The following is an 8,813-nucleotide window of genomic DNA, read 5'->3' on the forward strand; positions in this document are numbered from 1 at the left end:
GCGGGGGGGCGCCGCCCGGGCCCCCGCCCGCCCCGGCCCCCCGGCGGGGTTGTCCCGGTTAAACCCGGCGGGGGGGTTTGTGTGGGGGGTGCGGTCACGGTCCACCCCCGTGACCGCACCGCACTTTCGAGAGGACCACACTCATGACCGCCGCCGCCGTGAAGGGCCCCGCCTCGTACTTCCCGTCCATCGAGAAGAAGTACGGCCGCCCGATCGAGGAGTGGAAGGACCTCATCCGCACCTCCCCGCTCACCAGGCACATGGAACTCGTCGCCTGGCTCAAGACCGACCACGGCCTCGGCCACGGCCACGCCAACGCCCTCGTCGCCCACACCCTCGCCGAAAAGCCCGCCTGAACCGGCCGGTCGCCGTGACGATCGCCGGCATGAAGGCGCTCGTGATCGGAGCCGGCGGAACCCTCGCAAGCGCCGCCACCCGCGGGGATGGGGGATCACGGGCGCCGGGCCACGAAGACGAACTCCCGCCCCGGCCGGTCGGGCGCGTCGCGCACCTCCTCCACCACGAAGCCGCAGGCGGCCAAGTCCCGTTCGACCTCGCCCCGCTCCCGGAAGCGCAGCGTCGAATCCGAGGTCAGCACCTGCCCGTCCGCAGCGAAGACGTACGTCCACCGGAACGACACCAGAGGCCAACGCACCCCGAGCAGGTGGACCCAGCTCTCGACCGGGCCGACACCCGGGACCTCCGTCACCCGGTGGGAGCGCTCGCGGGTCCACTCCTCCCAGGCGCGGGCGGCCGGATCACGGGTCTCGAAGACCAGCCGCCCGCCCGGCCGCAGCGCCCCGAAGGCGCCCCGCAGCGTCCCCCGCCACCGGGCCCGGCCGGTGATCTCCTGGGCGACGTTCGCCGTCATCGCCGCCAGGTCGACCCGCAGCGCAGGCAGGCTCGTCGCGTCCCCGTGGATCCACCGCACCTTCGCCGCGCCCGGCTTGGCGCGCGCGACCTCGACGGAGGCGAGCGCGGGATCGACCCCGACGACCTCGATCCCGCGCCCGGCCAGCAGCAGCGCGAATACCCCGGTGCCGCAGCCGATGTCCAGCACCCGGCGCGCTCCGAACTCCTGCACCATCCGCACGTAGGCGTCGAGATCGCCGCGATCGGGGTCGAGCGGGTCGTAGAGCGCGGCGAGCCGCGGATGCCCGAAGGATGCGTCAGCCATGGGCCGAGCCTAAGCCCGCCGGGCGATCGGACAGGTCTACACCACGGGGAGCGGGCGGGGGGTGTACGAGGGCCGGGGCCGCCGTCGGCACGATCGGGAAGACGGCGGCCCCGGCCCCGGTACGGGTCCGTACGGGCGGGGCATCGACCGCGGTGCCCGTACGGCTGCGGTCGGGACTCATTCCACGACTTCAACAGCGCTTGAAGTCAAGCCCCGCCCGAGGCGAGGCCCCGCCCGAGGGTGCCGCTCCCGGGCCGGGTAGCCTCGCTCCCGGCGGGGGCCTGCGGGGGACAGACACGGACAAGACGGACACGGAACGGGCAGGGGCGGGCGGATGACTGAGCAGCAGCACGGCTACTGGCGAGCGTCGGACGGGTCGGCGGTCAGCGCCACCCAGGCGCACATCGTGTGGACCAGGGCGGCCTATCCCGCTCTGGTGGAGGTGGCAGGCCGCTACCACGCGGTGATCAGCTACCCGGACCTGGCCGAGGCGGTGCAGGAGGCCTCCGGGGTGCGCACCCGGATCAACCAGCGGCACTGGATCGGCAAGGTGCTGTCCCTGGTGATCCGCGAGGCGCACCGGCGCGGCGACCCACCGCTGACGGCCCTGGTGGTGCACGCCGCGGACGGCAAGGTCGGCCCCGGCTACCAGGAGGTGCTGGCGGTGGCCGGGCAGCCGCCGGTGGCCGCGGAGATGGACCGCGAGCAGCACGCGGCCGCCGCCCGACTGGCCTGCTACCGGCACTTCGGCGCCGACCTGCCCGCCGACGGCGGCATCCCCGCCCTGGCACCGCGCCTGCGTGCCTCGGTGGAGCGCAAGGCCGCCGCCACCGCCCCGCCGCGCCCGCCGGCGATCTGCCCGAACTGCTTCCTGGAACTGCCCGCGACCCGGGTGTGCGACTCCTGCGGGGCCACCGTCGCGCCGTGAGCGGGCGTGAGCCGGGGCTGCTCGTCCTCGGCCTGGCGACCACGGCCGGCCGCCGCGTCCGCGGGCGCCGGCAGCGGCGCCGACAGGAGCCGCAGCGTCGGCAGGAGCAGGAGCAGGAGCAGGAGCAGGAGCAGGAGCAGGAGCAGGAGCAGGAGCAGGAGCAGGAGCAGGCGCAGGAGCGGCAGCGGGCCGAGGACTGAGCGGACGCCGCGTCACACGGCGGCGGGCAGCCGTCCGGGCATCTGCCAGCCCTCGGCGAGGCGGGAGGGGGACAGGCGCTGCCCGTCGCCGAAGAACTCGCAGAACTTCATGATCAGCGGGTCCCAGCCGACCGGGTCGACGTAGTGGTCGCTGCCGGGCACCAGCAGGCTCTCCTCGACGTGGGCGCGCACCACCGTCACCTCGAAGGCGGTGCACCCGTTGCCGGTCAGCGCCGTCGTCGACGCCACCCGGCACTCCAACTGCACCGGGCACTCGGCGGCGCGCGGCGCCCGCACCAGCTCGCCGGGCACCTCGGTCAGCCCGGCGGCCTCGAACTTGCGCCGCTCGTGGCGGTAGCCCTGGCGCTGGCGGTACTCGGGGATGTGCGGGTTGGCGGTCAGCAGCGCGAGGGCGTCCACCGCGTCCACCTGCGCCGAGGACGGCAGGTTGAGCACGCACTCGCCCTCGCGCCGCAGGTTGGCGGCGGTCTGGGAGCTGTCGCCCAGGCCCAGTACGCAGGACTGGTTCAGCCACCACGCCGAGGACATCGGCATCAGGTTGGAGCTGCCGTCCTCGTTGCGGGAGCCGATCAGCACCACCGGGGTACCGAAGTACAGGACCTTGAGATCGATGACCTTGTGCACGGGAACTGCCGTCCTCGGGAAACTCGGGAAACTCGGGAAGCGAATCGTTGCTGGTCACGACTGTGCCGCCGCCCCGACGAGGGCGCTGGCGGTGATCGGACATCCAGTTCCGTAACGTTCCCGGAGTTCCCGAGGACGGGGCGGGGGACCCGCCGTCAGCCCACCGGCCCCCGGGCGGCGACCAGCCGGGCCCGACCGTCACGCAGCCGGTAGGACAGGCCCACCACGGCCACCTTCCCCTCGGCGATCCGCGCGGCCAGGGCCTGCGAGCGCTCCACCAGCAGGTCCACGGTCTGGCGGATGTGCTCGTCCACGATCTCGTCGCCGTCCTCGATGCCCGCCGCCCTGGCGGACAGCACGCTCGGCGTCACCCGCTCCACCACGTCCCGGACGAAGCCGCCCGGCAGCTGCCCCTGCTCCAGGGACTCCAGCGCCGCCGCCACCGCACCGCAGGAGTCGTGCCCCAGCACCACCACCAGCGGGCAGTCCAGCACGCTCACCCCGTACTCGATGCTGCCCAGCGCCTCCGCGCCGGTGACGTGCCCGGCGGTGCGCACCACGAACAGGTCGCCCAGGCCCTGGTCGAAGATGATCTCGGCGGCCAGTCGGGAGTCCGAACAGCCGAACAGCACCGCGAAGGGCCGCTGCGCCGGGGCGAGCGCCGCGCGGCGCCCGGCGTCCTGGTTGGGGTGCTCGGGACTGCCCGCGACGAACCGGGCGTTGCCCTGCATCATCACCCGCAGCGCCTGGGCGGGGTCGGTCAGGAAGTCGTCCGTCGGGCCGTCGAGCGGGCGGGGCTCAGGGTCGGATATCGGTGTGGGGATCATGCCAGCACCCTAGATCGCCGCAGGTGGAGCCCGCAGCAGGGGGTCACGGGGCGGACGGCCGCAGACCGGGTGCCCACGGGGGGTACGAGCGGGCGTTCGCGGGCGTACGACCGGCTGCCCACGGGGCGTACGGCCCGGTGCTCACGGGCGTACGGCCGGGTGTCAGGGGGCGCGCCGCAGGGCCAGGACGGTGACGTCGTCGCGGCTGCGGCCGCCGCTCCAGCGCCGGGCCCGCCGGTCGAGGGCCTCGGGCAGGGCGTCGGCGGGGACGGCGGTGAGGTCGGCCAGGCCCTGCTCGACCGGGTAGAACGCGCCGGAGGCGTCCTGGGCCTCGGTGATGCCGTCGGTGAGCAGCACCAGCACCCCGTCCCCGGGCAGCGCGAAGCGCCGTACCGGGCGCGGCTCGCCGGGGCCGGCCAGGGAGGCGAGGCCGAGCGGGACCCCGGCGTCCAGGGGGACGGGCTCCACGCGGCCGTCCGGGCGCAGCAGGTAGGGGGAGAGGTGGCCGCAGTTGACGGCCCGCACCTCGGTGGCATACCCGGCCCCGCCGCCGTGGCCGTTCCCGCCGGGGCTACCCCCGTCGCCCTCGCCCTCGCCGCCGACGCACAGCACGGTGGCGGTGACGAACCGTTCCTGCTCGCCGCTCTGCACCGCGTAGGCGTTGTGCCGCTCTACCGCCACCTCCAGGGCGTCGGCCACGGCGGGCAGGTGCGCCTCGCGGAAGGCCGCCTCCCGGAAGGCGCTCAGCACCGCGAAGCCCGTCCCGATCGCGGGCAGGCCCTTGCCTTGGACGTCGCCGACCAGCACCCGGGTGCCGTGCGGGGTTTCGACGACGTCGTACAGGTCGCCGCCGACCATGGCGTCCTCCTCCACCGGCCGGTACAGGCCGTCCAGCCGCACGTCCGGGGTGGTGACGGGCAGCGGGCGCAGCAGCTGGCGCTGGAGGGCCACGGCGCTCTGCCGCATCCGGGACAGCTGCCGGTCACGCCGCACCCGCCGCGCGCACAGGCCGATCACGGCGGCCTGCGCGGCGATCACGACCAGCAGGGTCCCCAGGCGGGCCGACAGGTCCCCGGGCGGGAACAGCACCGAGTGGACCACGATCACGGCCGTCACCCACACCGAGGCGGCCACCGTCTGGGCGACGGTGCCCAGACCCGCCAGCAGCGCGGGCAGCAGCACCAGCTGCAGGACCAGACGGGAGTTGCTGCCGCTGGCCACCACCTGGACGAGCAGCACGACGGCGGTGACGGCCAGCACCGCGAACGCCACCGTCCCGTTGCCGGGGGCGCGCGGGGAGGTGTCGTCGCTGTCCACCCGCCGCCCTCTCGCCGTGACCGTTCCTCCCCAGGGTGGTCGGCGCGGCGGGGCGGGCGCGAGCGGGCTGCGCCGGGCGGGGGACACCGCCTGTCGGTGCGGGCCGGTACGGTGGCCGGTGTGTCGCCCCCGCCCACACCCCCAGCCTCGGCCTCGTCCGCGCCCGTGCCTTCGTCCGCGCCCGTGCCTTCGCCCGCGCCCGCGCCTTCGTCCGCGTCGTCCTCCGCCGGCCGGGTGCCGCTCGACGACCTCGTACGGCTGCGCCGGGCCCGCGACCGGATGGACCGCGAGTACGCGCAGCCGCTGGACGTGCAGGCGCTGGCCCGCACCGCGCTGATGTCCTCCGGCCACTTCTCGCGCAGCTTCCGCGCCGCGTACGGCGAGACCCCGTACAGCTACCTCATGACCCGCCGGATCGAGCGGGCCAAGGCGCTGCTGCGGCGCGGGGACCTGAGCGTGACGGAGGTGTGCATGGCGGTGGGCTGCACCTCACTGGGCTCCTTCAGCACCCGCTTCACCGAGCTGGTCGGGCAGAGCCCCAGCGCCTACCGGGCCCGCGACCACGAGCAGGGCGCGGCGATCCCGGCCTGCGTCGCCAAGGTCCGCACCCGCCCGGTGCGGCGCCCGGACGCCAAGGGGGCCGAGGGGGCTCACGGAGCCCAGGGCGCGGGCGGCGCCGAACGGTAGCGTGAGGGGCATGAGCATCGAACTCGCGCAGTGCTTCATCGCCGTCGACGACCACGACCGGGCGCTCGCCTTCTACCGCGACGTCCTCGGCTTCGAGGTCCGCAACGACGTCGCCTTCGAGGGCATGCGCTGGGTCACCGTCGGCTCGCCCGACCAGCCCGGCGTGGAGATCGTCCTGGAGCCCCCGCTGGCCGACCCGCACGCCTCCGAGGCCGACCGCCGGGCCGCCGCCGAACTCCTCGCCAAGGGCCTGCTGCGCGGCGTCATCTTCCGCACCGACGACTGCGACGCCACCTTCGAGCGGCTGCGCGCGGCCGGCGCCGAGGTCCTCCAGGAGCCGATGGACCAGCCCTACGGGGTGCGCGACTGCGCCTTCCGCGACCCGTCGGGCAACATGCTGCGCTTCAACCAGCCGCGCGCGAAGTAGCCGCGCACGAAGCGGCCTTCACGGCGGCCGGTCGAACGGCCGGAGGCGTACGGCGGCTCAGACGGGCTGGAGCCGGGTGCGCAGGAGGCAGAACTCGTTGCCCTCAGGGTCGGCCAGGACGTGCCAGTGGGCGTCGGCGGGCTGGCCGATGTCGACGGGCTTGGCGCCGAGCGCGAGCAGCCGCTCCAGCTCGGCGTCCTGGTCGCGGTCGGTGGGGTTGACGTCGATGTGCAGCCGGAGCTTGCCGGGCCGCGGCTCGCTGTTGGGGATGAAGAAGAGGGTGGGCTGCGGGCCGCCGAAGCCGGTGCCGGGCGGCCCGATCTCGACGCAGCCGCCGCCCTCGCGGCCGACCTCGACGTAGCCGAGCACCTCACTCCAGAACGCGGCGAGCCGCTCGACGTCGGCGGCTTCGATGACCAGTTCACTGATACGGCATGCCATGGTCCGTCAGCCTACGGCGATCATCGGACGACGCAAGCGATTTGATCACCGGGAGGCGCGTGGAGGCGCGGGCGGCACGGGCGGCGCGCGGGCGGACACCCCGCACGGTGCCCTGGTGCACCGTGCGGGGTGTCCGGTCCCGGCGTCGGGTTCAGCTGTTGGCGGGCTTGAGCTTCGCGAGCGAGGCGGCGATGTTGTCGACGGCCTGCTCGACGTGCTCGGGGGTGTCGGCGGTGTAACACAGCCGGAAGTACCCGGGCTTGGGGCAGTGCATCTCCCCGCCGGGCAGCAGGGTGACGCTCGCGTCCTTCGCCAGGTACGCCCCCAGGAGGGCCTCGCGCTGGTCGATCTCGTGGTTGATCGACACCAGGTCCGGGGGGAACGCCTTGTCCAGGTAGGCGCTCAGGTCGAGCAGGAAGAACTGGGCGGCGTTGCGGGACTTCTCCTTCTCGCCGACGTACGGGATCTTCTTGGCCTGGAGCCGCTTCGCGGTGCGGTCGAACGCGCTCTTGAGGAGCTTGGCGTACTCCGCCATGAGCGTCTTGGGGAAGTCGCTCGGCCTGCCGTCGTCGGCGACGAACAGCTTGCGCACGTAGGCGCTCTTGAGGGAGTCGAGCGGGCCGAACCAGGCCAGCGACTTCAGCGTCTCGTCGCCCTGCATGACCTTGCGGACGTCGTTCGACTTGGAGACGAGGAAGCCGATCCGGAAACCGGACAGCCCGAAGTCCTTGGTCAGCCCGTACACGAGGTGGATGCGGTCGGGGTCGGTGCGGTAGGCGTCCGTCGACAGGACGCTGTGGAAGCCGTCGGTGCCGGTGCTCTGCGAGTAGGAGTAGATCTCGTCGGAGACGACGTGCATCTGCTTGTCCAGCGCCCACCGGCAGACGTCGTCCAGCAGCTCCTTGCCGTAGTTGACGCCGAGCGGGTTGTGCGGGTTCGTCAGGACCAGGAGCTTGGGCTTGGGCTCGGAGGCGGCGTCGTACGCCTTCTGCAGGGCGGGCACCGACAGCGTGAAGCGGTCGTCCCCGTCGAGGCGCACGGGCACGCACTGCAGCCCGGGCCGCTGCTCGAAGCACCACAGGAAGCCGGGCCAGAACGGCGCCGGCAGCATGACCCGGTCGCCCGGCTTCAGCACCCCGCCGTGGATCAGCCCGAACGCCAGGCACTCCAGGGCCCCCGAACCGCCGGCGGTCGCGAACACGTCCTCCTTCGGGTCGATCCCGTCCGGGAACCTGAGGTTCAGGAACCTGGTGATCGGGTCGAGCAGCTCCTGCACGCCGTAGGGCGGCAGCGCGTACCTGGCGTCCTGCTCCGTCAGCTTGATCTTGGAGAAGACGTGCTCGTTCAGCAGGTCGAACAGGAGCACGTTGTTCGCGATGCCGAGGTTGTAGACGTATTTCGGGACGATCTTGTCGTAGTAGGCCAGGCGTTCCTCGGGATCGGCGATCCGGTGCAGGCGCGCCATGGCCAGGGCCTGTTCGACGCTCGCGACGAGTGCGGCGGCGTCCACGTCCTGCTCGGTGTCGTTCCTGGCGATGCTCTGGGTCATTGTCCGTACCTCCGTGCGGGTCTGCGGGTCTGCGGGGGAGTGGGGGAGTGGGCCGGGCTTCCTTTCTCTCCCCTCCCCGCGGATTCGGCCCCCGCTGGTAACCCGCGCGGATGAGACCGAAGGCCCCGCCCGACCCGCCCGTGATCACGGCCCGACGCGCACCCCCGTACGGCACCATGGTCCGATGGACAGCACTCGACAGACAGTCAGTTCCGGCTCGCCCCTCGAACCGCGGATCGGCTTCTCCCGGGCCGTGCGCAAGGGCGACTACGTCGCGGTCGCGGGAACCGCCCCGCTCGGCGAGGACGGCACGACCGTCGGCCAGGGCGACGTCCACGCCCAGACCGTCCGCTGCCTGGACATCGCCGAGGCCGCCCTGCGGGAGGCGGGCGCCACGCTCGCGGACGTCGTACGGACCCGCATCATGCTCACCGACATGAGCCAGTGGCGGGAGGCGGCGCGCGCCCACGGCGAGCGCTTCGCGCTCATCCGGCCGGTCACCACCTTCGTGGAGGTGTCGCGCTTCATCGACGAGCGGTGGCTGGTGGAAGTCGAGGTGGATTGGAGGTCGGTCTCGGCCTTCGCCCGTAACTGCCCGACCAATTCCGCCAGCAC

The 8,813-nt window shown here is 73.4% G+C and carries 12 protein-coding genes; 6 read left to right on the forward strand and 6 right to left on the reverse strand.

The window, feature by feature from the left end; translation table 11 throughout:
• The first annotated feature begins 143 nt into the window (after nt 1-143).
• On the forward strand, nt 144-356 hold the full coding sequence (locus ACWDBE_RS38240) for a DUF4287 domain-containing protein (protein ID WP_449791941.1): 213 nt from the start codon (nt 144-146) through the stop codon (nt 354-356).
• Between the two features lie 95 nt (nt 357-451).
• Here ACWDBE_RS38240 and ACWDBE_RS38245 read toward each other — a convergent pair whose 3' ends face one another.
• Complete coding sequence (locus ACWDBE_RS38245; protein WP_449791940.1) at nt 452-1,177, reverse strand: class I SAM-dependent methyltransferase; 726 nt, start codon at nt 1,175-1,177, stop codon at nt 452-454.
• A 334-nt stretch (nt 1,178-1,511) separates the two neighbouring features.
• Here ACWDBE_RS38245 and ACWDBE_RS38250 point away from each other — a divergent pair, with 334 nt between their 5' ends.
• Together ACWDBE_RS38250 and ACWDBE_RS38255 are read left to right on the forward strand one after the other, a co-directional pair.
• On the forward strand, nt 1,512-2,105 hold the full coding sequence (locus ACWDBE_RS38250) for a hypothetical protein (protein ID WP_449791939.1): 594 nt from the start codon (nt 1,512-1,514) through the stop codon (nt 2,103-2,105).
• Nucleotides 2,102-2,305 carry a hypothetical protein gene (locus ACWDBE_RS38255; RefSeq protein ID WP_449810281.1) on the forward strand — a complete coding sequence of 68 codons (204 nt, stop codon included), beginning with the start codon at nt 2,102-2,104 and terminating at the stop codon, nt 2,303-2,305. The genes ACWDBE_RS38250 and ACWDBE_RS38255 overlap by 4 nt, the downstream gene beginning before the upstream one ends.
• A 12-nt stretch (nt 2,306-2,317) precedes the next feature.
• Here the strand turns inward: ACWDBE_RS38255 and ACWDBE_RS38260 are convergent, their stop codons facing one another.
• The 3 genes from ACWDBE_RS38260 to ACWDBE_RS38270 form a co-directional block, all read right to left on the reverse strand.
• On the reverse strand, nt 2,318-2,950 hold the full coding sequence (locus tag ACWDBE_RS38260) for a flavin reductase family protein (RefSeq protein ID WP_449791937.1): 633 nt from the start codon (nt 2,948-2,950) through the stop codon (nt 2,318-2,320).
• 155 nt (nt 2,951-3,105) lie between these two features.
• Nucleotides 3,106-3,684 (reverse strand): carbonic anhydrase, encoded by a 579-nt coding sequence (locus ACWDBE_RS38265; protein ID WP_449810285.1) that lies wholly within the window; start codon nt 3,682-3,684, stop codon nt 3,106-3,108.
• 255 nt (nt 3,685-3,939) lie between these two features.
• Nucleotides 3,940-5,094 carry a PP2C family protein-serine/threonine phosphatase gene (locus tag ACWDBE_RS38270; protein WP_449810282.1) on the reverse strand — a complete coding sequence of 385 codons (1,155 nt, stop codon included), beginning with the start codon at nt 5,092-5,094 and terminating at the stop codon, nt 3,940-3,942.
• A 234-nt stretch (nt 5,095-5,328) separates the two neighbouring features.
• Between ACWDBE_RS38270 and ACWDBE_RS38275 the strand changes: the two genes are divergently transcribed.
• On the forward strand, nt 5,329-5,781 hold the full coding sequence (locus tag ACWDBE_RS38275; protein ID WP_449810283.1) for a helix-turn-helix transcriptional regulator: 453 nt from the start codon (nt 5,329-5,331) through the stop codon (nt 5,779-5,781).
• A gap of 10 nt (nt 5,782-5,791) precedes the next feature.
• Nucleotides 5,792-6,208 (forward strand): VOC family protein, encoded by a 417-nt coding sequence (locus ACWDBE_RS38280; protein ID WP_449791934.1) that lies wholly within the window; start codon nt 5,792-5,794, stop codon nt 6,206-6,208.
• A gap of 57 nt (nt 6,209-6,265) precedes the next feature.
• Here ACWDBE_RS38280 and ACWDBE_RS38285 read toward each other — a convergent pair whose 3' ends face one another.
• Nucleotides 6,266-6,649, reverse strand: coding sequence for a VOC family protein (locus ACWDBE_RS38285; RefSeq protein WP_449791933.1), 384 nt, complete (start codon nt 6,647-6,649; stop codon nt 6,266-6,268).
• A gap of 151 nt (nt 6,650-6,800) precedes the next feature.
• Nucleotides 6,801-8,198, reverse strand: coding sequence for a pyridoxal phosphate-dependent aminotransferase (locus tag ACWDBE_RS38290; protein ID WP_449791932.1), 1,398 nt, complete (start codon nt 8,196-8,198; stop codon nt 6,801-6,803).
• Nucleotides 8,199-8,382: 184 nt separating this feature from the next.
• Here ACWDBE_RS38290 and ACWDBE_RS38295 point away from each other — a divergent pair.
• A partial coding sequence (locus ACWDBE_RS38295) for a RidA family protein (protein WP_449810284.1) occupies nt 8,383-8,813 on the forward strand: 431 nt, incomplete at its 3' end.

The organism is Kitasatospora sp. NPDC001132 (assembly GCF_053598415.1).

Excerpts from the sequence above, each read along its gene's own strand:
- ACWDBE_RS38265 (WP_449810285.1), bottom strand. The coding sequence starts at position 3,684 with ATGATGCAGGGCAACGCCCGGTTCGTCGCGGGCAGTCCCGAGCACCCC.
- ACWDBE_RS38280 (WP_449791934.1), top strand. The coding sequence starts at position 5,792 with ATGAGCATCGAACTCGCGCAGTGCTTCATCGCCGTCGACGACCACGAC.
- ACWDBE_RS38250 (WP_449791939.1), top strand. The coding sequence starts at position 1,512 with ATGACTGAGCAGCAGCACGGCTACTGGCGAGCGTCGGACGGGTCGGCG.
- ACWDBE_RS38245 (WP_449791940.1), bottom strand. The coding sequence starts at position 1,177 with ATGGCTGACGCATCCTTCGGGCATCCGCGGCTCGCCGCGCTCTACGAC.
- ACWDBE_RS38285 (WP_449791933.1), bottom strand. The coding sequence starts at position 6,649 with ATGGCATGCCGTATCAGTGAACTGGTCATCGAAGCCGCCGACGTCGAG.
- ACWDBE_RS38290 (WP_449791932.1), bottom strand. The coding sequence starts at position 8,198 with ATGACCCAGAGCATCGCCAGGAACGACACCGAGCAGGACGTGGACGCC.
- ACWDBE_RS38240 (WP_449791941.1), top strand. The coding sequence starts at position 144 with ATGACCGCCGCCGCCGTGAAGGGCCCCGCCTCGTACTTCCCGTCCATC.